23 protein-coding genes are annotated in these 22163 nt (G+C 63.5%); 10 read left to right on the forward strand and 13 right to left on the reverse strand.

Going from position 1 to position 22163, the window contains the following annotated elements; genetic code table 11:
- Positions 1-18 precede the first annotated feature (18 nt).
- Positions 19-936, reverse strand: coding sequence for a prohibitin family protein (locus IGX34_RS05615; protein WP_192554707.1), 918 nt, complete (start codon positions 934-936; stop codon positions 19-21).
- Positions 937-1433: 497 nt separating this feature from the next.
- Between IGX34_RS05615 and IGX34_RS05620 the strand changes: the two genes are divergently transcribed.
- Positions 1434-1859: a hypothetical protein gene (locus IGX34_RS05620; protein ID WP_192554708.1), complete on the forward strand. Its 426-nt coding sequence runs from the start codon at positions 1434-1436 to the stop codon at positions 1857-1859.
- 360 nt (positions 1860-2219) lie between these two features.
- Entirely contained in the window at positions 2220-2831 is a 612-nt protein-coding gene (locus tag IGX34_RS05625; protein WP_192554709.1) for a restriction endonuclease, read from the forward strand.
- 52 nt (positions 2832-2883) lie between these two features.
- Here the strand turns inward: IGX34_RS05625 and IGX34_RS05630 are convergent, their stop codons facing one another.
- From IGX34_RS05630 to IGX34_RS05640, 3 genes are all read right to left on the reverse strand, one after another.
- Complete coding sequence (locus tag IGX34_RS05630) at positions 2884-3129, reverse strand: hypothetical protein (protein WP_192554710.1); 246 nt, start codon at positions 3127-3129, stop codon at positions 2884-2886.
- Between the two features lie 134 nt (positions 3130-3263).
- Complete coding sequence (locus tag IGX34_RS05635; protein ID WP_192554711.1) at positions 3264-3605, reverse strand: hypothetical protein; 342 nt, start codon at positions 3603-3605, stop codon at positions 3264-3266.
- A gap of 37 nt (positions 3606-3642) precedes the next feature.
- Positions 3643-4974 carry a hypothetical protein gene (locus IGX34_RS05640; RefSeq protein ID WP_192554712.1) on the reverse strand — a complete coding sequence of 444 codons (1332 nt, stop codon included), beginning with the start codon at positions 4972-4974 and terminating at the stop codon, positions 3643-3645.
- Positions 4975-5231: 257 nt separating this feature from the next.
- On the opposite strand from IGX34_RS05640, the gene IGX34_RS05645 reads away from it, so the two are divergent.
- The 4 genes from IGX34_RS05645 (at position 5232) to IGX34_RS05660 (ending at position 7533) form a co-directional block, all read left to right on the forward strand.
- Positions 5232-5384: a hypothetical protein gene (locus tag IGX34_RS05645; RefSeq protein WP_192554713.1), complete on the forward strand. Its 153-nt coding sequence runs from the start codon at positions 5232-5234 to the stop codon at positions 5382-5384.
- 54 nt (positions 5385-5438) lie between these two features.
- Positions 5439-5708, forward strand: a complete 270-nt coding sequence (locus IGX34_RS05650) for a GIY-YIG nuclease family protein (protein WP_192554961.1) — start codon at positions 5439-5441, stop codon at positions 5706-5708.
- Positions 5709-5786: 78 nt separating this feature from the next.
- Entirely contained in the window at positions 5787-6233 is a 447-nt protein-coding gene (locus IGX34_RS05655) for a MarR family winged helix-turn-helix transcriptional regulator (RefSeq protein WP_192554714.1), read from the forward strand.
- 34 nt (positions 6234-6267) lie between these two features.
- The gene (locus IGX34_RS05660; protein ID WP_192554715.1) at positions 6268-7533 is read left to right on the forward strand and encodes an MFS transporter; all 1266 of its coding nucleotides are present in this window, start codon (positions 6268-6270) and stop codon (positions 7531-7533) included.
- Here IGX34_RS05660 and IGX34_RS05665 read toward each other — a convergent pair.
- The 3 genes from IGX34_RS05665 to IGX34_RS05675 all read right to left on the reverse strand — a co-directional run bounded on the left by IGX34_RS05665 (position 7530) and on the right by IGX34_RS05675 (position 12396).
- Positions 7530-9113, reverse strand: a complete 1584-nt coding sequence (locus IGX34_RS05665; RefSeq protein WP_192554716.1) for a tetratricopeptide repeat-containing sulfotransferase family protein — start codon at positions 9111-9113, stop codon at positions 7530-7532. The genes IGX34_RS05660 and IGX34_RS05665 overlap by 4 nt on opposite strands.
- Before the next feature lie 158 nt (positions 9114-9271).
- A complete protein-coding gene (locus tag IGX34_RS05670; RefSeq protein WP_192554717.1) occupies positions 9272-10537 on the reverse strand; it encodes a GGDEF domain-containing protein in 1266 nt (421 codons plus the stop codon).
- Between the two features lie 320 nt (positions 10538-10857).
- Positions 10858-12396: an FAD-dependent monooxygenase gene (locus IGX34_RS05675; protein WP_192554718.1), complete on the reverse strand. Its 1539-nt coding sequence runs from the start codon at positions 12394-12396 to the stop codon at positions 10858-10860.
- A gap of 80 nt (positions 12397-12476) precedes the next feature.
- Here IGX34_RS05675 and IGX34_RS05680 point away from each other — a divergent pair, with 80 nt between their 5' ends.
- Positions 12477-13133 (forward strand): TetR/AcrR family transcriptional regulator, encoded by a 657-nt coding sequence (locus IGX34_RS05680; RefSeq protein ID WP_192554719.1) that lies wholly within the window; start codon positions 12477-12479, stop codon positions 13131-13133.
- A gap of 67 nt (positions 13134-13200) precedes the next feature.
- Here IGX34_RS05680 and IGX34_RS05685 read toward each other — a convergent pair whose 3' ends face one another.
- Positions 13201-14253, reverse strand: a complete 1053-nt coding sequence (locus IGX34_RS05685) for a hypothetical protein (RefSeq protein WP_225737256.1) — start codon at positions 14251-14253, stop codon at positions 13201-13203.
- Positions 14254-15144: 891 nt separating this feature from the next.
- On the opposite strand from IGX34_RS05685, the gene IGX34_RS05690 reads away from it, so the two are divergent.
- On the forward strand, positions 15145-15456 hold the full coding sequence (locus tag IGX34_RS05690; RefSeq protein WP_192554720.1) for a hypothetical protein: 312 nt from the start codon (positions 15145-15147) through the stop codon (positions 15454-15456).
- On the opposite strand, the gene IGX34_RS05695 is transcribed toward IGX34_RS05690, so the two are convergent.
- Entirely contained in the window at positions 15425-16810 is a 1386-nt protein-coding gene (locus tag IGX34_RS05695; protein ID WP_225737257.1) for an SH3 domain-containing protein, read from the reverse strand. The genes IGX34_RS05690 and IGX34_RS05695 overlap by 32 nt on opposite strands.
- 319 nt (positions 16811-17129) lie before the next feature.
- On the opposite strand from IGX34_RS05695, the gene IGX34_RS05700 reads away from it, so the two are divergent.
- Positions 17130-17786: a glutathione S-transferase family protein gene (locus IGX34_RS05700; protein ID WP_192554721.1), complete on the forward strand. Its 657-nt coding sequence runs from the start codon at positions 17130-17132 to the stop codon at positions 17784-17786.
- Here IGX34_RS05700 and IGX34_RS05705 read toward each other — a convergent pair.
- Together IGX34_RS05705 and IGX34_RS05710 are read right to left on the reverse strand one after the other, a co-directional pair.
- Positions 17783-19576 carry a CocE/NonD family hydrolase gene (locus tag IGX34_RS05705; RefSeq protein ID WP_192554722.1) on the reverse strand — a complete coding sequence of 598 codons (1794 nt, stop codon included), beginning with the start codon at positions 19574-19576 and terminating at the stop codon, positions 17783-17785. The genes IGX34_RS05700 and IGX34_RS05705 overlap by 4 nt on opposite strands.
- Before the next feature lie 38 nt (positions 19577-19614).
- Complete coding sequence (locus IGX34_RS05710) at positions 19615-20241, reverse strand: TetR/AcrR family transcriptional regulator (protein ID WP_192554723.1); 627 nt, start codon at positions 20239-20241, stop codon at positions 19615-19617.
- 197 nt (positions 20242-20438) lie between these two features.
- On the opposite strand from IGX34_RS05710, the gene IGX34_RS05715 reads away from it, so the two are divergent.
- Positions 20439-20948 (forward strand): hypothetical protein, encoded by a 510-nt coding sequence (locus IGX34_RS05715; RefSeq protein ID WP_192554724.1) that lies wholly within the window; start codon positions 20439-20441, stop codon positions 20946-20948.
- Between the two features lie 27 nt (positions 20949-20975).
- On the opposite strand, the gene IGX34_RS05720 is transcribed toward IGX34_RS05715, so the two are convergent.
- Positions 20976-21116 carry a hypothetical protein gene (locus tag IGX34_RS05720; protein WP_192554725.1) on the reverse strand — a complete coding sequence of 47 codons (141 nt, stop codon included), beginning with the start codon at positions 21114-21116 and terminating at the stop codon, positions 20976-20978.
- Between the two features lie 88 nt (positions 21117-21204).
- A complete protein-coding gene (locus IGX34_RS05725; RefSeq protein WP_192554726.1) occupies positions 21205-22080 on the reverse strand; it encodes a hypothetical protein in 876 nt (291 codons plus the stop codon).
- Positions 22081-22163: the final 83 nt, after the last annotated feature.

Consider the following 22163-nt stretch of genomic DNA (forward strand, 5'->3'; position numbering starts at 1 on the left):
AGAGGGCGGCATGGCGCCTTACTTGCCCGCATCCTGCCCTTTGCTCAGGTCGATCATCGGGATCGAACCGGCGCCGACCACTTGCGGCAGACTGCCGTTCCAATGCTGCAAGCCATAGAAGTGCGCATATTCCGGATTGCCCTTCAGCGCCTCGCCGACGGTATCGATCGCCTTGGCCTGGGCCTGGGCCTGCAGCACCGTGGCCTGCGCCTCGCCGTTGGCGCGCTCGACGGCGGCGGCCGCTTCCGCACTTGCCGTCACGGTTTTCTGCTCGCCTTCGAACTTCTTCTGCGCCACCGTATTTTCGGCTTGCACGACGAGGTTCTTGGCGCGCACAGCTTCCTCGATCGATTGATCGAAGATCGGCGAGTAGTGGATGCCGACCAGCTGCACGTCGATCACGTCCACGCCGAACAGGCGGCTCAAGGCTTCGCTGATATCCTTGCGCATCTGCTGCGTGATCTGCGCGCGCTGATCGGAAATGGTCAGCGTGTTGTATTGCGCAAAGGCCGCCAGCGCGCGGTCGCGCACCACCGGCAGCACGGTAGCCTCGATATCCACCGCACCGGCGCGGCCGATGTGATACAGCAGGTTCATCACGGCGGAACTGGGAATCTGGTAGATCAGGCTGACGTCGATAGTCACCTTCTGGTTGTCATTGGTGTAGACATCCAGGCCATTGAGCGTATAGACCGAACGGCTGGTCTGCAGGCGATCCACCGACTCGAAGAACGGCACCTTGAAATGCACGCCCGTGGTCAGCGGCGCAGTGGTCATCGGCGTGCCGCCCAGCCAGCGCGTGCCGGCCTCTTCGCTGGGCGATACCACGAATACGCTGTTCACCAGCAGCAGCACGATAACGATCGCCAGCAGCAGGCCACCGACACCGAAGCGGCCGGAAAAACTGTTCGGACCTTTGGGAGGTAAATTCAACATGGACGATCTCCATTAGCTAGGCAGCAAATAAACGTGCGCAGCAGATAACGCACCGCGCTACGCGGCGGCCCGTCTGCAGACACTTTGAAGATGGAAGTCATAAGGCCGGTACGGCGCGTGCCGTCACCGGACAAACGCGTGCGTCAGCCTGCGCCGGCGGCAGCTGGAAAAACCTGGACTTCGCGCAAGGACCTAGGCATGGCGTTCTCCCCCTGGATGGGAGGCATGGTGGCGTAAAGAGTCATGGGTGGCGAGTGCCGGCGCGACGTTGGCACGTGTGCGCGGCTTGGCTGGATGGGGGCAGTGATCAGGCGATGGGTCAGGGAATCCGACGATGGCCTTGCTGGCTATGCATTATCCGCCTTTCCCGTGCAGAAGGCGCTGCGCCCGACAATAAATTGCGGAAAATTTACGCGGCGCGGTGGCGCGCTTATAGCGCCTTTATCGGCGTCGGCTGGAACATATCGCCCCAGTCTTCGCCGCCAGAGCCTGCCATCGTGACCATCATGATCATCCAGGGCCCCCATGCCACTTCGCGCTCGCTGAGCAAGGAACTGCTGGGCCATCTCAAGCAACTCGCCCTGTCGGCGGGACGCACGGTGGAGGTATGCACTTGCAACGGTCTGCGCGATTTCGTGGCACGCATTCGCACGGCGCGGCCGCAGACTACCGAGTTCATGCTGCTGGCGCCCGGCGAACTGGCCGGACAGGTGCAGACCCAGCCGGAATCCGGACTCGGCGCAGCGCTCGATGCGCTGGCCATGCCGTATATCGAAGTGCAGGACGACTGCGACAACACCCTGGAAGCCGCCGAGCATGCATGCCGCGGCCCGCTCGCCACCGTGGTGATCAACGGCGACACCGTCGCCAGCTACAAGATCGCGCTGGGCATTGCCTTGAACCGTTTGAAAGTCGCCCTGTAGCCGCCGCTGCAGGTCAAGCCTGCGACACACATCCACTTGGGTCATTACCCGACGCCCGCGGGGTGACGCAGCGAGTCAGCCCGGCCGGATCGCCCACCGGAATACCGCGCAGCGCCCTGGTCCTGCCGGCGCCCCGTATCAGGGAAAACAGATACTTCCGCCAGCCTCATGCGGATGGTTTTCGATAGGTATGCCCTGCCGTCGCCGCGCCCGCGCTTGGCCCAGTTCCTGCTTGCTCTACGCCCGACGGCACTACGCCGATAAAAACATACGCACGTGAACAATCTGCAGGTGGCATGGCCGCCCGCAGCCGGGTGCTCAGGGGGAGCGGTGGCAAGGCGCAAAGACAGCGGAATCCCAATGGTCTCCGGCCTGCCGTGGCAAGCCGGCATCGTGCTCGGTGTGACCGGTTATGCCGCCGTGCGCTATGGCCTGGGCTGGTGCATGTCGACCTTTGGCGGCCCGGTCGGGCAAACCCTGGGCACCACGCTGGCCGACGGCACCTATGCGCCGATCGCCTGGCTGCTGCTGGGCGCCTGCTGGCTGGCCGCGCTGATTTCGTTCCTGGACAACCGCCGCCGCCGCCATTTGCTGGGCATGCAGACCGGGCTGGGTGCACTGGGCGCGCTGGATTGGCGCACCTTCGAAATGCTGATGCGCGATACCTTCCGGCAGCAGGGTTACAGCGTGCGCGAAACGAGCATGGGCGGCAACGACGGCGGCGTCGACCTGATCCTGCACAAAGACGGCCGGATAACCCTGGTGCGCTGCCGGCAATGGCGTACGCGGCTGGTGGATGTAAAGCTGGTGTGCGAGATGTACGGCCTGATGTTTCACCATCACGCCAATGCCGTGAAGATCATTGCGATCGGCCATTACACCGACGATGCACAGCGCTTCGTCAACGGCAAGCCGATCGAGCTGATCTGCGGCAACGAGTTGTTGGCGATGGTGCACGGCAGTCGCCGTTGAGGCTGGCGCAAAGCGTTCCCGCAGAACGGGAACGCTGTCGAGCGTACGGCGATTACTTCAGGCCGCCCTGCGGATTGTCCACCGCGGCCACCGGCGCACGGCCACCGCCTTGGGCAATCTTCAAGCACGCCTGGTAGGCCCACTCGCAAGCCTGTTTGTTGGGCATGTCGCCCTCGGCGATGCACTGCTCATATCCCTGATAACAGCTGGCCGGCGTCGCCGTGGCCATGGCGGCGCGCGGCGCAAGCGAGATCCCGGCAAGACCGACCACGGCAAACGCCATCAATGCAAATTTCATAACAAACTCCTTGTCAGATTGGCATTTCGTCAATAAAGCAAACAAGCTCTTCTGCAAACATCCCTGCTACGGGATCTGGGGCGCGCACTGCACTTCGTGCCATGCACGGAAACGTGTCGTACCGGGGGCAAACATTACGCTGCAGGCAGCTCTTTCTGGATCGCTGCGCAAAGCCGTTGCAGCGCAGGCATCGCCTGATAGAACCCATCGTCGCCCGTGGCGCCCTGCATGGCCACTGCTGCACTGCCGGCCTGCCTGGTCAGGGCTTGCAGCATCGCCGAAGCAATCTGCGCATTCGCCTGGATGCAGTCGTCGACCCGCGTCTTCATCGCGTCGACCTGGCCGGACAACGCTGCCAGGCGGGATTGCAGATGCGGATCCACCGCCCGCTGCGCAGCGCTTGCGCACGCCGTTGCACAGCTGGCCAGCTGGTCGCGCAGTGCTGCCAGGCCGGATGCGGGACTAGAAGTATTCATCGCGCTTCATTCCAGACAATACGAAGAGGGACATCGATCACAGCTCTTGCAGACTGGTAGCCAGACTGGCCACCTGTTCGGCCGCCGCGGCAAATTCGTCGAAGCTGATCTTCAGGGCCTGCTTGCGCTGCGCATCGCTGAGTTCGCCATTGACGATTTCCTTGACCAGCGCATCGTTGGCGCGCTTCACCCCCAACAGCAGGATCGCCGCCGGCGACGCCGGGTGATACGTGCCATACGGATCGGCGGCGGTGGCCTGCTGCGCATCCTCGCAAGCCTTGAGGTTGGATTCGACCAGCGACTTGTAGCCGATCGACTGCTTCACCAGCGCTTCGCGTGCCGGCAAATCGTTCGGCCCATAGCCGAAACCCAGATAACTGTTGATATCTGCCGCGCTGCGCAAGGCATCCACCGGCTGCGTCGTGCAGAACTTGCTGTCCACCGCACGCGCCAATTGCTCGATCGCAGCGTTGACTTGATCCTGCATGCCGGGCTGGCGCAACACTTTCGCAATGGCACTGGCAGAGCCGCCCTGGCTGATGGTGTTTTTAATGCCTCCGGCAAGTGATGCCAGCGGTGCGGCGAGATCGCCCTTTGTTTTGGCTTCCGTCGCGCCGGAGGTGGCGGCCGTGGACGATGCGCTACTCGTCTTGGCCGTTGCCGTGGCTGTCTTGTGCGTTGCCGCCGGATGCAGATGTTGAGTCAACGCCTGCAGTGCATCGGCATCGCCGCCCAGTGCCGTGGAGAGATCCTGATCCGGATTGCGCGCGAGTGCAGCGAGTGAATCCAGATACTTGGTCAGGATCTGGATGCTGGCGGTGTCGGCAGAAAAATCGCTGTCGGCCAGCGACACGTAGCTGGAAGACGGATTGAGCGGATTGTCGCTATAGCGGGAAACGCGCTTCCAGTCCGCCGTGGCCAGCGCAGGTGCGCAGGCCTGCGCAGCGTCGCTCGGGCAAAAGAATCCGTTGGCCGTGACCGTGCCCGCCGCAGGATGGCAACGCAGGCCACCCGCATCGTGCCGGCACGTCTCGGCGACATAGGCAGAACACGCACGCGGCGGGCGGCCTGACGGCAACCGCTCGATCGCCAACGGCAAGGCGGTGGGGTCGTCGAGGCCCGGCGCGGTCAGCCGCTCGCCGGGCGAAAGCAGCGGGCATTGCGGATCCACCGCCCAGCGAAAACTGTTGTAGCTGCCATTGGCATTGACCAGGTCCTGGTAGAACTGGCGCGTCGAGGTAAGCGCCTTTTGCCCGGTATCGACAAACGAAGCCGCCGCCTGCTCTTTCACGACACGCACACCGCAGGCCACCAGCAGCGGCACGCACAGCAACCCTGCCGCACTACGAACAGCGAATCCGATTCGCATACGCCTCACCCTGCCGAATGGAGGTCGATTCTGCACATATCCGTGCAGCCATGCCATCTTCACAAGACCCTCACGTGCTGTCCGCTGTCCGCGGCATGTCCGGTCAGACGTCCAGACCGTCCGCGGACAACCGGCCGCGCCGAGGCGCCAGCGAAAGAATGGCTTTGCCATGCGGTTTTTCACGCATGGCACGGGTTGGCACAGGGCTTGCCATATACCCAGCGAAGGCTTCCATCACTTTGCTTAGGAGAACCGCCATGAAATTCGAGACCCTGATGCTGCATAGCCTATTCGCCGCCACCTTGCTGCTGTGCGTGCTGACCTTCGGCTCCATGCTCACCTCCAAGGTTGCCGCGCCGGCCGTCGCCGGTCACGTGCACGCCGCCGCCACGGTGCGCAGCGCAAGCTGAGCACCACCGGCGCCACCTGCACGTACGGCACCAGGCTTGGCTACCATCGCCGCCATGAATGCATGCCCCGATGACGCGCCCTGGTACCTGTATCTGATCGAATGCCGCGACGGCTCGCTGTATGCCGGCATTACCAACAATCTCACCGCCCGTTATCAGGCACACCTGGAAGGACGCGGCGCCCGCTACACCCGCTCGCATCCACCGCTGCGGCTGGTCGGCGCCCGGCCCTACGCAGACCGTGCCGCCGCCTCGCGCGCCGAATGGGCGATCAAGCAACTGCCCAAGCACAAGAAGATCGGCTACCTGCACGCCGATACCTGAGCCTCGCGGCGGGAACCGGCGCGATAAATTACGAAGGTAAACTTTGTAGTTTTGCTTCATAACTGGCAGAATGGCGCGATGGACAAGACCCGCCCGCCTTCGCCACGCACCACCGCCACCGCGGTCGCCTTGCGCGAACTGCTCGGCCAGCTCAGGCGGCGGCTGCGCGATGAAGCCAGCACCGGCGATTTCAGCTCATCGCAGCTCTCCGTGTTGTTCCGGCTGGAACGCGATGGACCGGCCACCGTTACCGCGCTCGCCCAGGCCGAACACATGCGCTCGCAATCGATGGGCGCCACCGTCGCCGCGCTGCAGGCGGTCGGCTTCGTCAACGGCGCGGCGCATCCCACCGACGGGCGCCAGATCCTGCTTTCGCTGACGCCGGCCTGCCGTGCATGGATCAAGGCCCATCGCGCAGCGCGCGAAGACTGGCTGGCGCACAGCATGCACAGCAAGCTGTCGGCGGCCGAACAAAAACAGCTCGCCGAAGCGCTGCCGCTGCTCAAGCGCCTGGTCGAGCCGTGATCGCCATACCTCCCCTTTCCGGTCCGCAGTCTCGATGAAAAATACCTTCCGCTCGCTGCGTGGCTACAACTACCGCGTCTGGGCCGCCGGTGCGCTGGTATCCAACGTCGGTACCTGGATGCAGCGCATTGCGCAGGACTGGCTGGTGCTGACCCAGCTCACGCACAACAACGCCACCGACGTCGGCGTGGTGATGGCGCTGCAATTCGGCCCGCAGTTGCTGTTGCTGCCGCTGACCGGCTTCGTGGCCGATCATATGGATCGCCGCAAACTGCTGTTCGTCACCCAGGCCTTGCTCGGTACGCTGGCGCTCAGCCTGGGCGCGCTTACCGTAACCGGACTGGTGCAGCTGTGGCAGGTGTATGTGTTTGCATTCCTGCTCGGCTGCGTTACCGCGTTCGATGCACCGCTGCGTCAGACCTTTATTTCCGAGCTGGTCGGCGAGGAAAATCTCTCCAATGCGGTAGCGCTCAATTCCACCTCGTTCAATGCCGCGCGCATGATCGGCCCCGCGGTGGCCGGCCTGCTGATTGCGGTAGTAGGTTGCGGCTGGGTGTTCGTGATCAATGCGGTGTCGTTTGCGGCGGTGCTCTATTCACTGACCCTGTTGCGCATCGGCGATCTGCATCCGCAACACCGCGCCCAGCGCACGCGCGCCAGCCTGCTGGAAGGGTTCCGCTATGTGTGGGCGCGGCCCGATATGCGGGCGATCATGCTGATGCTGTTTCTGTTCGGCACCTTCGGCCTGAACTTCGCCATCTTTATTTCCACCATGGCGGTCAGCGTGTTCCATATCGGCGCGGGGCACTACGGCTTTCTTACCTCGACCATGGCGATCGGTACGGTGATCGGCGCCTTGCGTGCGGCGCATCGCGCACGGCCGTACTTCACCTTGCTGCCGCTGTCGGCCGCTGTGTTCGGCGTGTTGCTGGGCATTGCCGCGCTGCTGCCCGATTACTGGTTGTTCGGCGTGGTGCTGGTCGGCATCGGCATGGCCGCGCAAACCTTCACCACTTCCACCAACAGCTTTATGCAGCTGTCGGCGGAGCCGGCGATGCGCGGCCGGGTGATCGCGATCTTCCTGGCGATCGTGATGGGCGGCACGCCACTGGGCGCGCCAATGATCGGTTGGGTGGCCGACACCTTCGGTCCGCGCTGGGGTCTGTGCGTGGGCGCTGTCGCGGGCCTGCTGTCCGCCGCAGTCGGTGTTCGCTATCTGGTGAAATATCACCAGCTGCGGCTGGATCTCTCGGCCGGGCGCCCACGCCTGAGCCTCAGCGATACGCCGCGACTGCGCTAATCCCCGGGTGACAGCGCACCCTGCTCGGCCAACAGCTGACGCAATTCCTCCAGCTGCGGCGCATAGTGCCGCCACCGCCCGATCGCGGTGCGATACACCGGCGCGCGTACCTGCCACGCATTGGGCGTATTGACCGGCGCCGCATTGCGCTCCGATTGCAGGCAGGCGTCATCCCAGGGCAAGCCGCAGAAATCCAGCAGGGTGCGGATGGTGGCTTCCTGCGCGTCGATCAGATCTTCATACGCCACTTCCAGCACGCGCCCGGGCAGCGCTTGTTGCCAATGCGCCATCAGGCGATCGAAGCCGGCGTAGTAACGGCCGGTGTCGAGCAGGTCGAAGGAATAGTCGTAGTAGGACGTGCTGCGCTCGAACAGATGGCGGAAATTGCCGAGGCAGGTGTCCATGGCATCGCGGCGCAGGCAGATGATTTTCGCCCCGGGCAAGGCACGCGCGATAAAGCCCGCATAAAGAAAATTGTGCGGCAGTTTGTCGATGAAATGCGCCGCCTGTTCGGCATGCGCACGGGTGGCATCGAGATAACGCTCGCCTAGCTGCGTCCAATCCAGCTGGCGCACGCGCGCCGGCAAATCCGGATCGAGCAGGATCGGCGTGGCCCCGCCATAAACACGCTGCAAGGTAGCCGGAAAATCCTGCAGCTCGCCGGCCGAATAAATCGCCGGATGGCTGGAAAGTATGCGGTCCAGCAGTGTGGTGCCGCTGCGCGGCATGCCGATGATGAAAATCGGCGCGCTGCCGTGTGCGCCGTCGGCGATGTGTTCCGCGCCGGCGGGAAAGCTCTGCATCAGCCGCTTGAACATGGCCTCGTCGCGCTGCGCCGACTGCTTGCCGGCCACACTCGCGGCCGCCTTGCCGCGGCGGTAGTGCTCGAACGCCGCCGGGTAGTCGCCCAGATCGTCGCATTCCTTGCCCAGCGCCATATTCACATAAAGCTGCGCCGCGGCTTGACCCGGATATTGCGCAAGCAGGGTGCGCAAGCGTTCCACATGGTTGCTTTGCGGCGTCTGCCGGCGCAATTGCGCCAGCGTCCAATGCGCCTGCCAATAACGCGGATCCAGGCGAATGCACATTTCCAGCTCGCGCTCGGCCTCGGCCTCGTCGCCCATCACGGTCAACGCATAGGCCAGATTGAAGCGCGCCTGCGCCTGATTGGGCAGCGCCGCCACCTGGCGGCGGAATGCCTCCACGGCCAGTGCATGTGCATGCGCCTGACTGAACACCACGCCCAGCGTATTGAGTGTTGCCGGATGTACCGGTCCCAGTGCCAGCGCTTTTTGCGCTATCTCCTGCGCCTCGCGCATGCGCCGCATCAAAGCCAGCGACTTGGCATATTCCACCGCATATTCGGCTCGCGCCGGCTCCAGCTGCATGGCCTGGCCCAGCAAGTGCGCCGCCTCCGGCAACTGCTGCAGCTGCATATGCGCTACGCCGCCCATGAAAGGCGCCATCGCGTCCGTCGGCGCAAGCGGCTGCAATTGCAGCGCCAGCTGCTTTACCACGGCCCAGTCATGGCGATTGAACGCCTGGATGAGCCGAGCCTGGAGTTCGGACAGTGCGGTCATAATTTCCCGGTCTGCAAGATCGAGCCTTGACGTACCGTCCCTGGCCAGCGCGCGACAGCCCCGCATCCGCAGGGTCGGCTGTGGAAATTTAGCAAACAGGGATACAAAAAAGCGGATCGCAAGACCGTGCGATGCCCGGCTTCGGTTCGGCAGCGTGGTCAGGCCGTCTGCACTTTGCAGTCACCGTTGCGCTTGGCGGCGTACATCCGCTCGTCGGCCAGGATGGACAGGTTTTCCGGCGTCTGCGCATCGTCCGGAAACATCGCCACGCCGATGCTCGCGCCGATCTGCGTGCTTTGCTCGCGCACCGTCATGGGCGCATCCAGCAGACGCTTCAGGGTGCAGGCCACCGCGGTGGCTTCGCCGCGCGAAATGGGTCCTTCCAGGATCACCGAAAACTCGTCGCCGCCGGTGCGGGCCAGCGTATCGATGCGCCGCAGGCGGGTGGCGAACAGGCGCGCCACCTGCTGCAGCACTTCATCGCCGGCATGGTGGCCGAGCGTGTCGTTCACTTCCTTGAAGCCATCCAGGTCGATGGCCAGCACCGCGGTAGTGGCATTGCGCTGGCGCGCACGCTCGATCGCGCCGCTGATCCGGTCCTGGAACAGGCGCCGGTTGGGCAACCCGGTCAGTGCATCGTGATAGGCCAGATGCTGGTTCTGCTTCAGCTGGCTCTCCAGCAACAGCAGGATCATGCCCACCGCCACCAGATACTTGGGCAGGTTCCACACCTCCGGCCCCACCTTCGCGGTAGGCAGCAGAATGTCGAAGGCCATGCCCAGCGGAAACACCAGCGACCACGCCAGCAGGCCCAGCACGGTGACCACGAAGCCGCCGGTCTTGCGCTGGTTGGAAAACGCGAACTGCAGGCAGCAGATGAAATAGGTGACGAACAACGGCAGCACGAACATCAGGTCGGGGCCGTGCGGCGAGAATTGCCAATGCAGCAAGGCGGCCGCCAGCGCCGCATTCAGCACCACCGCCACCCAGCGGCTAGGCGGCCGCTGCGCGCGCGGCGTGGCGGTGACGATCGCCAGCGGCACCAGCGCAAACAAGCTGGCGGTGGCGGCCATGATCGGCGCTGCCGGCAGCACCGGCAGCGTCGCCAACGCAAGATAGAGCGTGTAAACCGCCGAAATCGCCCAGAACAGCCAGCGGCTGCCCCATTGCTCGGGCCTGGGATCCATCGACCAGAAAAACAGCTGCGCGCACCACACCAGGGCGGCAGTGCCGACGATGTCGGCGACGATGCCCGGTGTACCCGGCAGGTCGACGAACGAGTAGGCGGCGAAATGCAGTTCTACGCAGATCCACCCGGCCAGCCACAGCCGGGTGATAGGGGCGCCGGCCGGGCGCGCCACCGAGATGAAGGCGTAGATCAGCAGTCCGACCGCCAGCAGATCAGGAAGCTCTTTCCAGGACATTCGCTCGAACCACGCTCACCGCGACCGCAGCAAAAAAAACGGATCGCCACTCATGAATGAAAAGGTAGATGCCACATCCCTATCAGGCCGCGGGCGGCCGTTCCGAACATCACGCTGGCAGCCCATCCGCCCTTTCCGGACTGCCCAGCGGCCGTTGTTGCATAGTTTCCATTGCCTTCGCGTCAATCGGCCTTGAAGGCCGGCTCACGCGGGCGCCGGCATAAAACAGGATCTGCAGTGAGATCGGCGGATGCGCGCATTTCTTTAGGGCGCGTGATGGCGGCCGCGCGCACGGCATGCATACATAAAGCCGTCGCGCGCTAGCCAGGCTGATGCAACGCGCCTGGCTCGCCAAACCAGCGCGCGGCGGCCTGCGTCAGCGCATCGGGGGCGGGAGCCGCCTCGGCAACCCAGGCGACGATGCCATCGGGGCGTACCAGCACGGCGGTCAAGCCCGGCTTTTCGCTGGCGTCGCCGGCACGATAAGCGATCCGGCCATGCCAGCGCGCGGCCCATGCCTGCAACGGTGCGCGCGGATCGAAATCCAGCAGCAGGCCTTGGCCGGTGCGCAAATGTTCGCCGAGCCTCGTGCCATCGGCGAATGCGAAGTCGGGAGCGCTGCGGCCCACCAGCGGATGGCTGTCACCGAGCTCGTAGCGCAGCGCAACGCCCCACACGCGCTCGGCGAAATAGGTGGCGCCATCGCGCGTGTCGATCAGGTCGCGGATAACCGCCTCGAGCGCACGCGAACTCGGGCTCGGCCGCATCAGCGCCACCTGCGCACGCGACCAGTCGAGCACTTGCTGCCCCAGCGGATGCCGTTCATCCGCATAACTGTCCAGCAGATCGGCCGGCGCATCGCCGCGCAAGGTGGCAGCGAGCTTCCAGCCAAGATTCATGGCATCGCCCAGCCCGAGATTGAGCCCCTGGCCGCCCAGGGGCGAGTGGATATGCGCGGCGTCACCGGCCAGCAACACACGTCCCTGGCGATAAGTGGTGGCCTGGTTGGCGCGATCCGTCCAGGTGGTGGCGAGTTTGAGTGCGGTCACGTCGATGTCGATGCCACAGACGCGACGCAATACCGCCTGCACGTGTTCGCGCGTAATCGGCTGGCTACGGTGAAAAATGCCGCCGTCGAACTCGACCATCGCAATCGTGCCGGGCTGCGCGTAGGTATACATGCCCGTTGGCGTGTAATGGCGCCCCGTACGCAATTGCTCCGGATCGGCCAGTTCCACTTCAAGCGAATAACCGGTGAATTCCGGATCGGTGCCGGCGAAGGTAAAACCTGCGGCCTTGCGTACCGTGCTGCGGCCACCGTCGCAGCCCACCAGCCAGCGCCCCTGGAAGGTCTCGCCCTGCGCGCGAACAGTGACGCCTGCATGCGTCTGCTCGACGCCTTCCACGCCCAGGCCACGCCGGATTTCCGCGCCCATCGCACTCGCGCGCGCAGCCAGCAGGGATTCCAGCGACTGCATCTCGACCGCCATGCTGGTGCCGGCCGGACTTGGCAGGCGATAAGGCCATTTCGAAACGTCGATGCGGTCCTGATAGAACTGGATGCCGGCGAAGTGGCCGCCCGGCTGGCGCGGCTGTTCCATCCAATGCGCGGCAGCCGGCGTGCTGCCGCCAGCAGCCTTTTTCGGCAGCGGCGCCAGATCATCCAGCAAGCCGCGCCGATGCAAGGCTTCCAGGGTGGGCGCGGACAGACCGCGCATACCGAACGGCAGGCGCTTCAAGGGGGAATGCGGATCTTCGGCCTGTTCCAGCACCAGCACGGAGCGGCCTGCGAGCCGCAGTTCGCAGGCGAGAAACAGGCCCACCGGACCGGCTCCGGCGATAACGACGTCATAAATCAAGGTAATTTCCTCAGGCGCGCGCCAGGCTGATACGGCCAACCATGGCTAAAAATTTATACTCAGTGTAATATTTTCAGGACATGAGCACCAGTACGCCCAATCAGCCCGGTCTGCGGGACCGCAAAAAGGCCGCCACCCGCCAGACGATTTCCAACGTCGCCACGCAGTTATTCGTGGAGCGCGGCTTTGAAAAAGTCTCGATCGACGACATCGCGCGCGCGGCGGCGGTCGCCCGCAAAACGGTGTTCAACTACTTTCCCCGCAAAGAAGACCTGGTCTTCGATCGCGAAGAGGAAGTACGGGAGATCGTGCGTCAGGCACTTGCCGACCGCGGCGAGCAGGCGCCGGTCGATGCATTCCAGGCGCTGATGCGCCGACTGCTGGAAGAACGGCATTCCCTGTTCCTGATCAGCGAACGCGCCGCGCAGTTCTGGCGCGCGGTCGCCGCCAGTCCGGCGCTCACCACGCGCGCACGCGAACTGCAGGTGACACTCGCCGATGATCTGGCCGCCATGCTTGCCGACGCAGCGGGCCGATCGCACGCCGATCCCGATGCGAGTCTCGCCGCGGCCATGCTGATGGATACGCTGGTGGTTGCTTACCGCGATGCACTGCGCGCCTTTCACGACAACCGGGAGCCCGCTCCTGCCTTCATGCGGGTGCTGGAACGCGGCTTCAGCGGCGTCAACGCCGCGCTGGGCGATACGCCTTATAGCGAAGCGCGCGGCAAGCCATAAAAAAGCCGAGGGGTTGCCCCCTCGGCTTTTATTTCACTGAAACGCAGCAGGCTGCGCCAGTCGATCCTCAGTTCGATTCGGTGAACTTGATCGACGGGGTCGAACCGCTGGAAGCGGTACAGCTGCCCAGGTTTAGGTTGTTGCTTTCGCCGGTGGTGCCGGAGTCGGCCACGCAGGACGGAGCGGCCGTGGAGCCGTCAGTCACGGCCACATTCACGGTGATGGACGAACCGCTGTTGAACTGCGCTTCGGAACCGCCCGCGTTACCCACGATGTTGTATTCCACCGTGTTCCACACCTGCGACAGATACAGGGTGCTGTCCTTCTGGCTGGCGCTGTAGGCTTCGCCGTCGTAGGTGAGCACGGCGGTGTCGTTGCCGCCCGAAGCAGCCGTACCGGTCAGCACCATGCTGGCCAGCGAGGTGGCCTTCACGTCCGGCGCAGTGGCGGCGGAGCTGTTGCCGTAGCAATCGCCTTCGCCGTCGCTGGCAAAACCGCTCGGGCAACGGCTGCTGCCATAGCCGATCAGCCAGTTCTGCATGAACACGGCGGCTTCGCCCTGCACTTCATAGTCCGGGGCATACACAAACTGCTGCCACACGGTGCAACCGGACTTGCTCTTGCAGGCGGTGGTGGTCGAGGTGAACTGCGAGTTGATCTGCAGCGAGTACTCGTTCGCACCCAGGATGCCGCCGTCGCCGTAAGCGGCTACGCCAACGCCCTTTTCAGAGGTCACGCCGGTTACGGTGGGGAAGCTGCCGACGGCCTTGGTGATCAGGTGCGAGCCCGACTGCAAGGTGTAGTCGTTGCCGTTGCCGGCCGTCTGCGGTGCGCCGAACAGATAGTAGTGCGGCACGGAATGCGCGCGGGCCGGCAGGTTGCGGCAGGAAATCTGCTGCCACACGATGCTCGGATAGGAAGCGTGGTAGCAGCCGTCCGCCGGCGTGGCGATCTGCGCCATATCTTCGCGCCAGGCCTGACGCGCTACCGCTTCAATCGGTCCAACCTGTTGATCGGAAGAAGAACCAGCAATATCCGAGGCCGGGGCCGCGAAAACGGCGGGAACAAAAGCGGCACTCACAAGACCGGCCAGGAACATCAGTTTCAATTTGGCTTGCATTGATAAATCTCCCCAGTATGCAAATGGCTATCGGTGAAAGGAGAGGTTCCGGACCATCCGGAAACCCCGGTATTTCCAACAACGATTTGCCTCCATGCAAACAACTCCCCCACTGCGCGAATGGCTGTTTCGGACGCATCGATCCATGTCGTGGACGACCGACAAAACCACCCGTATCCATTAATACGGATTGCGATTAACCATCCCTACCTGCTTCCGAATAAAAATTTTTCGCATGGGATGTTTTTGGCAAAACACCCCCGTGCCGCGCCGGCAGCGCAGCCGCAATAGGCAGGTAACGATGGTTATCCCTCGAACGCTCAGTCGCAGTGTTTGCAGCGCGTCTTCACGTCCCGTATGCAATGCGAATCGCCCCGTATCGATTCAAATTGCTCGCTCCACCCGGCGAGGATGCTGTGCACGATGTGTAGAAGCCGTGACGTTTTTTTGCGCAACATTTTGCGGGCAAGCGCTTGTCAGCAGAGGCCTCGCACGCAGCCAAAAAGACAGCAGCGCACACCATCGGATCAAGCCGCTGCGCCATGCACCGCGTCATCATCGGCATTGCATGGCGTCACGTAAATTGCAGCGCGCTCGGCTGCGAACTGCTGGCGATAGCGGCAGTGCCGATATCGAATGTAACGCCGACGACTCCGCTATCGGCAACTGCAGCTAAAAGCTTGCCACCACCGAAACCGCCATCGTCGCGCCTTCTCCACCGCATGACTTCAGCGCATTGCGACCACAGTCTTGTCATATGGCGCGGCCACGATCTGGCCAATCGACTTACTTCCACAGCAAGCAGATCATGGCGATCTGCCCTGACGGATCGTTCTACCGGCATACCCTTTCCTGATCGACGGCGCACCGCGTGCCGCAGGAGCGACAACCATGTTGACCCGCGCACCGCACAACGATCCCACTCCGCCCCTTCAACGCTGGAACGGCGCCCTGCCCTTGCTGATGACCGGCGCAGTATTGGTGATGATCGCGCTGGACCTGCTTCGTCATGGTTTGCATGCGCCACACCACGACGAAGGCAGCGCCGATCACATCGCCATATTTTTGATGTTCGGCCAGCTACCCGTCGTCGCCAGCCTGCTGATAACCGGCCGCAAGGAAATCAGGCGGATCGCGCCGGTGCTTGCCGCACAAATCATATTCTGGCTGCTCACTTATCTGCTGGCGTGGATGACGCGGTGACATGCACCAGGCTGGTCATCGCATCCACGTAGCTTTGCTTCCCGTCTGCCAGCAGCGGCAACAGCGGTGTCACCGACACCTCGTTGACCTTGGTCCAATGCACACCGCCCTGCGGGTTCCGGTAGATCACAAAGGGCACGTCCTGGATCACATAAGGCTGCCCATCGACCTGGCCCAGCAGCATCAGCACATGCCCGGGCACTACGATCAGATCGCCCACATCGGCGTGCATGATGGCGTCGATCCGCGCTGCGTGAGAATCGGCGGCGGTGAATAGCCGATGCGCGAATGCCGGGCTTTTGCCTTGCGCATTCGCGTTCGGCGGCATCAGCACACCCATGCTGCGGTAGACATCGCTGGTGAAGCCGCTGCAGTCGCGCGCGTTGTAGGCATGCCCCCAGCCATAGCGCTCGCCCAGGAACTTGAAGGCCTGGCGGATGATGTTGGCGCGGCTCAGCGGCAAGTAGTCCGGCGCGCTGTCGCGCATCTTCTGCAACAAGGCCGGCTTGAAGCTCAGCGCACCGTCATTGCCGCGAACCGGCAGTTCCAGCGCCCACGACTCGTACGGTCCCTGGCCATTGACGGGCTGATCGGGCGGCACCTTGGCCAGCGGCAGGCGCGTGCCCATATCGAGCTGCAACTCGGAAACTTCCGGCGCTTCCGGCGTAAACACCGTACGCACCTCGTCACCGGTAATCACCCGCGCCGGCGACTTTTGCGCATAGCCGAATACCGCCTGTGCGCTGCCCTCGGCAATATCCGTGGTGGCGACCCAGGCCGGCCCCTGGTAGCTGACCACCAACAGCCATTTGCCATCGACGCTGGCCTTCGCAATCACCACCGGATCACCCGGAAACAGCGTGCCGCCCTCGAAGCTCTCGAAGTCGACGGATTCCTTGGAGGCAAACGCACGCACCGTCGTCGGATAGGTGCGCAGTTGCGCACGTCGCACGGCCATGCCGTAGCGGGCCGGCTCGCTCGCAGGGATCTGCTGCATGCCGACATTGGCCTGGATCGCGGCCAGGGTCTGCGCCGTGAGCGGATCGCCGTGCATGTCGACCAGCGGCGCATTCAAGGGGCTCGCCGCGGATTTCACCCAGCCCTGGATCTGCTCGCGCGTCAGCGTGGTGGGCAGGCTTTCGAGATCGACCAGGGCCTGATCGTGCACTGAGGTCAGCCGATTGCGCGCGGCGATTTGCGCAGGCGTCATCAGCACATCGTCTACGGCATGGGCGCGGCCAATCCAGTAATCCGGCGACAGCATCGCCTCTTGCACGCCGATCACCGCGGAAGGAGGAATCGTGCTGCTCGCATCCTGCGCGGCAGCCGGTCGGCAGCACAGCGCGGCGGCCATGCATACCGTTGCCAACCACGCGCCGCACGACACGGTGTGCAACAACTTTGAGCCGGCACGAGGTGCCATCACCTCATCACGCTTGGTCGTGGCACAGACTGACATGTTCACGAAGACATCCCCTTCCCATTCGGCAAAAGCCAACTGAGCTCCTCACAGCAAGACTCGTGCCGCCACCCAATACAGGCAGTTAGACGAAGCCAGGCTGTCCGCGGACGTCCGCCCACGTCCGTTGCGCACCTCTCTCTGCAACAAACCACGGGTGGCGATACGCTAGCCGTCCCAGCCGCACGCCAGGTATTGCACACGGAGAGCTCCGATGACCGCGCTGACCCTCACTACCTTCAACTGGGTCCCCGACATACCGCGCGGCTACGTGCGCGATATCCGTGTGCGCTGGGCGCTGGAGGAAGCCGGCCTGCCCTATCGCGTCGCCAGCGTGCCGTTCGACGCACGCAACGCCGAGCATTTCGCGCATCAGCCGTTCGGCCAAGTGCCGTGGTTGACCGATGGCGATATCTCGATCTTTGAAAGCGGCGCGATCCTGCTGCATCTGGGCCAGCTCAGCGATGCGTTGCTGCCTTCCGATCCGCGCCGGCGCAGCGCCGCCACGGAGTGGGTGTTCGCGGCGCTCAATTCCGTGGAAATGGCCAGCCTGCCCTGGGCCATCCTGAGGTTCTCCGGCGATGGCGAAGAAACGCCGGGACGCAAGCGCATGGACGCCTTTCTCAAAGGGCGCCTGCAACATATGGAACCGATCCTGGCGCAACGCGAATGGCTGGCCGGCGGCTTCTCCATAGCCGATATCGCCATGGCGGATGTGCTGCGTCTGGTCGATCGCTTCGATGGCCTGGCGGCTTATCCGGCCTGCCGCAACTATGTCGCGCGCGCTACGACCCGTCCCAGCTTCGTACAGGCACATGCCGACCAGATGGCGCATTTTGCCGCCGCCGACCAGGCCATGTCGGCCGACTAAACCGCATCGAGCTCGACATAGCTGTCTGCGCCGCAGTGAATGGTGTTGCGCGAGAAGTACGGCGGTACCTGGCAATCGAAATGCGCGTGATCGTGCGACTGGTCGCTGCGCAGCAGATCGGTGCGGCTGGCGATTGCCAACCGCAGTTGCTCACCGCGACGCACCCGTACCGGTGCCGGCGTAAGGCTGAACTTCAACGCCACCGCTTCGCCCGGCACCAGTGGTTCGGCCACATCTGTGTCCAGCGCGATTTCGCAAGCCGTACTGCGCCGCTCGTCGATGCGCCGCCGCGCCGGACGCATCATGCCCATCGACAGCAAGGTCTCCACACCCGTGGCAGACACATGGCTGAGCCGCGCCACCACGTGCGAATCGATCTCGTTGCAGCTGAAGCTCAGCGCCGCCGTCACGGGGCCGGCGAATGCCATGTCCTGCGGCGCCGTCCAGCGATACACCAGCGTCTGGTTGACCACCTCGTCGAAGCCGCCCGTGGTGGTGGCACCAAGTGGCACAGCAGCCCAGCTGTTGGTGCCCTCGCTGGGAGCGTTCTCGGCAAGCTCATGCAGATCGCGGTCGTCAGCGCTGGCCGTCAGATAGAAGCGCTTGCGCGTCGCCGCGGGCAATGGAAAGTCCTCGGCTCCCTCAAATCGTCCGGCGCCCTCCACCCAGTAGCGCACCCGAGGCTGTTCGGCATAGCCATTGGGCGTACCGCGCAGAATATGGTCGAAGAAGGCGAGCGCTTCCTGCTGCCACTCGTAAGCCGGCAAGGAGTAGGTCGCCTGGCCGATGATCAGCCATTGTTTGTTGCGCGGCGTCGAGGCGTGCTGCCAAAGATCGAAGCTGCCGAATTGATGCAGGTTCCACATGGCTTCGTTCTGCACCACCACGAACGGTACGTCGATATTGCCCAGCTGTTCCGACGGGCCGGCCGGCATCCGGTTGGTGGCGCGGGTCTTGCCGTCGATCAGCCAGTTGGCGAACACCTGCCGCGCCGCCAGCGCCGGCGTCTTCTTGGTGAAAGTCACCATGATCTTCCTGATCTGCTTGCGCAGGCGCGGCTGCCAGATTTTTTTCAGGCCTGAATTGAGCACCTGGCTGATCGCCGCCCGCACCAGCGGCGCAATCCGCAGACGCATCACCGCATCGGTAAAATTGGAGCCCAGCCACAGGCTGAGAAATTCGGTATTGGGTGTACCGCCATACATCACGATGTGGCGGAAATAGTCGGTGCACATCTCATGCGTGAAGAAGGCTTTCAACGCAGCAGGCCGCCTTACCGCCACATTGGCTTGCACACAGCCATAGTAAGACGTGCCAAACATCACCACTTCGCCGTTGCACCACGGTTGTGCGGCAGCCCAGGCAATCGCCGCTTCGTGGTCGCGTATTTCCTGCTCGTTGAAGAACACATCGAACGCACCGTCCGACTGCCCCATGCCGCGGCGCGTGACAATCACATGCGCATAGCCGCGCTCGGTAAATACCGGCGGGCAACCCACTTCGTTGGTGCCGGCGGGAATACCCGCGCTGTGCAATTCCTTGGTGTAAGCGCCAAACACCAGGATCGCCGGATAGCGTCCGGCCGGCTTGGGCAAATACACATCGGCCGCAAGCTGCATGCCGCCCTCCACCGGCACGCGCTGGTCGGCAAGGATCTGGCAGCCTAGCCCCTGCATGGCTTTGGCGGCCGGTTGCCAGCCGGCCAGCTGATGGCCCGTGCTGTCTGCGCGCAGCGGTATCAGGTTGTCCCAGAACCGCGGCTTCGAAGGCGGTGTCGTGGCCTTTTTCATAGCGTCACCCGGAGTGTTTGGAGAGACATGGACATGGTTCACGCCAGGCCGCGCCGCAGCAGGGCGAGCACATGGCGATCGCGCTCGGCCGCCGACTTGGCGCCGTAGCCGACTTGCCACAACGACATGGTCGCGGCCGGCACCAGCGTCAGGCCCAGCAGCGACACCACCATTTGCGTAGGATCGAGTTCGGGATTCATGTCACCGGCCTTTTGCGCATCGACGAAGCGCCGCGTGATGCGTGGTGCTACTTCGGCCGTCTTGGCGACAAACATTTCCCGGAAGGCGCCGCCTTCGCACAGCACTTCGCGCACCCACAGCGACGGATACCAGGGATTGGCCGCGATGATGCCGCTGATGCCCGCCACAAACGCCGCTGCGAAATCGTGGACATCGGCCTCGACCGCTAGCAGTGAGCCAAAGAAACCGGCCAGCACCGGCCCCACCCGCTCATGGAAAACCGCTTCCACTACATCGGCCTTCGTGCCGAAGTAATAACTGAGCAAGGCGGCATTGACGCCGGCGTCGGCGGCAATCGAACGGGCCGAGGTGGCCGCTACGCCATTCGACGCGAAGCTGATCAAGGCGGCATCGAGCAGCTTTTCGCGCAGCATCGGGTTGTCGTCTTTGGGACGGCCTGCTTTGCGGGGGACGGGCTTGGCCATGGGGACCTCTATTCATCACGTGATTAATATTTTAATCAAGTGATGAATAATGTCAAGCAGAGGCGCCAATCGCCCTCCCCGGCCGCCTGAAACCGCCTAAAAACTGGGCCCTGCTTGCAGCTGGCGGAACTTCGATTTACCGCCCACGGTCAAGCTTCGGGCGCACCACATGGCGTGCGCGTCTCCGGGAATCCTCAATGAAGAAGCAGACGTATATGGCGCTTGCCTGCCTGGCAGGCATGTCGGTGATGCCACCTGCCATCGCAGCCAGCTCCGCCGCCCAGACCACGGCAGGCGATGACACTTCGGCACTGCACGCGCTATGGGCCGGCTATGAACATGCGGTCGCCAGCAAGGATGCCGCGGCACTGTTGACCATGTACGTCGATGCCGACGTTCCCGTGGTGGGCGCCATCGCCCCCAGATCCTATGCCGTGATCTCGGCCGCCAATAAACAGGCCGTGCCGCGCACCATGCGCATGACGGCGAAGGACGATGTGACCGGCGAAGTGAAGCTGCCGCCCGACCAGATCGAAAACCTGTCCATTCACACCGATGGCGAAGTCGGCACCGTCTCGTTCGACTACAAGGCCAAGATCGGCCATGGCCGCATTATCTGGAGTACGGTGCACACCAACGATGGCTGGAAAATAGCCGCCGTGGTCTATTCGATCAACGTTCCCGCGGCGGACAAGCCCCATACGTAGCGGCCGTTGCTCGCTTCCATACCGCCCTTACATCAGGGAGCGAATGAAATTCACGACGCTGGTTTCGTGAAAGCGCTCGGCAAGCAGGAACAGCACGCCGGCGGCAATGAACACGTACAACACGGCCTTGCCCATCGCGCTCACTATTTTTGCGCCTGTGATTTTCATACGGGAAGGCCGTGTGCGGGTTCCCTGGCAGATGTACCAGGGAACTGCCGCGATGGGGAGTGCCTGAATGCCGTGGGCAAGCCACGCATCAGCCTGGCACCAGGCGGCGCTGCACCAATCCCAGCATCTGCCCGGCCATGCAGTAGCCGATATCCGCACCGTAGCCCGAGCCGCCAGGCGAGAACGCACTGCCCTTCTTGCAACGGGCCACCTGCGCGTCATGCCATGCCGGGTAGCTACGCGCATCGAGCGCGCCGGTGGTGGCGCTACCGGTCCGCAGCATGCGTTGAATCGAATCATCCAGATAGGCAATCAGATTGCCGACACAGCGATTCTGGTCGGCCTGATCTTCCCGGCATGGACGAACCGCCTGCGTGATGCATTGATTGACTGCGTGCGTCGTCGTAAAACTTGCCTGGATGCAGCGATCCAGTACGGTCTGATCGGGAATATGCGTGCAGCCGGCGTCGGGGAAAGCGGGCTTGCTCCCCGGCGCCGTCAGCGCGGGGTAATAAGCGCAATCGGGCACATTGGCCCCGGCGGCCTCGGCGGCCTCAAGCTGGAGTTTCACCGGCAGCGTCACCGCCCCTTTCACCCAAGTGCCGGCTAGGCCGATGGCGTGCTGCATATCGTGCGCAGGCTCGCCGGGCGAGCCGACAAAATGCAGATGGAACACACCGCCGCCCGGCTCCGTCAGCGTCACCGCATCGGCAGCGGTGGCCACCGTCAAGGGAATCTCGGTGCCCTTGCTGGCATAGGAGTAATGCGCCTGCACGATCTCGCCCTGCTCGCGCACCCGCATCTGCATGGCTATCGGATAACTGCCGACGGTGCCGCTCATGCCGAAATCCTGGGCCGCGTCGGCATGCACCAGCTGAGCGAAAAACAGCATCGCCAGCACAACCAGGCTGATCGGCAAGCGGCAGCCCATGGATCGATGCTGCGGCATGACTGTCTTTGACATGCTCATTCTCCGTCCGTAAAAAATCGCGCCATGTGCGTCATCCACCTTGCCGATCGCCACTTCCGTCGCAAGAAGATGCTGAG

The organism is Dyella acidiphila (assembly GCF_014863405.1).
GTDB classification, from domain to species: Bacteria; Pseudomonadota; Gammaproteobacteria; order Xanthomonadales; family Rhodanobacteraceae; genus Dyella_B; species Dyella_B acidiphila.

Excerpts from the sequence above, each read along its gene's own strand:
- IGX34_RS05615 (WP_192554707.1), bottom strand. The coding sequence starts at position 936 with ATGTTGAATTTACCTCCCAAAGGTCCGAACAGTTTTTCCGGCCGCTTC.
- IGX34_RS05625 (WP_192554709.1), top strand. The coding sequence starts at position 2,220 with ATGGTCTCCGGCCTGCCGTGGCAAGCCGGCATCGTGCTCGGTGTGACC.
- IGX34_RS05630 (WP_192554710.1), bottom strand. The coding sequence starts at position 3,129 with ATGAAATTTGCATTGATGGCGTTTGCCGTGGTCGGTCTTGCCGGGATC.
- IGX34_RS05635 (WP_192554711.1), bottom strand. The coding sequence starts at position 3,605 with ATGAATACTTCTAGTCCCGCATCCGGCCTGGCAGCACTGCGCGACCAG.
- IGX34_RS05640 (WP_192554712.1), bottom strand. The coding sequence starts at position 4,974 with ATGCGAATCGGATTCGCTGTTCGTAGTGCGGCAGGGTTGCTGTGCGTG.
- IGX34_RS05645 (WP_192554713.1), top strand. The coding sequence starts at position 5,232 with ATGAAATTCGAGACCCTGATGCTGCATAGCCTATTCGCCGCCACCTTG.
- IGX34_RS05650 (WP_192554961.1), top strand. The coding sequence starts at position 5,439 with ATGAATGCATGCCCCGATGACGCGCCCTGGTACCTGTATCTGATCGAA.
- IGX34_RS05655 (WP_192554714.1), top strand. The coding sequence starts at position 5,787 with ATGGACAAGACCCGCCCGCCTTCGCCACGCACCACCGCCACCGCGGTC.
- IGX34_RS05660 (WP_192554715.1), top strand. The coding sequence starts at position 6,268 with ATGAAAAATACCTTCCGCTCGCTGCGTGGCTACAACTACCGCGTCTGG.
- IGX34_RS05665 (WP_192554716.1), bottom strand. The coding sequence starts at position 9,113 with ATGACCGCACTGTCCGAACTCCAGGCTCGGCTCATCCAGGCGTTCAAT.
- IGX34_RS05670 (WP_192554717.1), bottom strand. The coding sequence starts at position 10,537 with ATGTCCTGGAAAGAGCTTCCTGATCTGCTGGCGGTCGGACTGCTGATC.
- IGX34_RS05680 (WP_192554719.1), top strand. The coding sequence starts at position 12,477 with ATGAGCACCAGTACGCCCAATCAGCCCGGTCTGCGGGACCGCAAAAAG.
- IGX34_RS05685 (WP_225737256.1), bottom strand. The coding sequence starts at position 14,253 with ATGCAAGCCAAATTGAAACTGATGTTCCTGGCCGGTCTTGTGAGTGCC.
- IGX34_RS05690 (WP_192554720.1), top strand. The coding sequence starts at position 15,145 with ATGTTGACCCGCGCACCGCACAACGATCCCACTCCGCCCCTTCAACGC.
- IGX34_RS05695 (WP_225737257.1), bottom strand. The coding sequence starts at position 16,810 with ATGGCCGCCGCGCTGTGCTGCCGACCGGCTGCCGCGCAGGATGCGAGC.
- IGX34_RS05700 (WP_192554721.1), top strand. The coding sequence starts at position 17,130 with ATGACCGCGCTGACCCTCACTACCTTCAACTGGGTCCCCGACATACCG.
- IGX34_RS05705 (WP_192554722.1), bottom strand. The coding sequence starts at position 19,576 with ATGAAAAAGGCCACGACACCGCCTTCGAAGCCGCGGTTCTGGGACAAC.
- IGX34_RS05710 (WP_192554723.1), bottom strand. The coding sequence starts at position 20,241 with ATGGCCAAGCCCGTCCCCCGCAAAGCAGGCCGTCCCAAAGACGACAAC.
- IGX34_RS05715 (WP_192554724.1), top strand. The coding sequence starts at position 20,439 with ATGAAGAAGCAGACGTATATGGCGCTTGCCTGCCTGGCAGGCATGTCG.
- IGX34_RS05720 (WP_192554725.1), bottom strand. The coding sequence starts at position 21,116 with ATGAAAATCACAGGCGCAAAAATAGTGAGCGCGATGGGCAAGGCCGTG.
- IGX34_RS05725 (WP_192554726.1), bottom strand. The coding sequence starts at position 22,080 with ATGTCAAAGACAGTCATGCCGCAGCATCGATCCATGGGCTGCCGCTTG.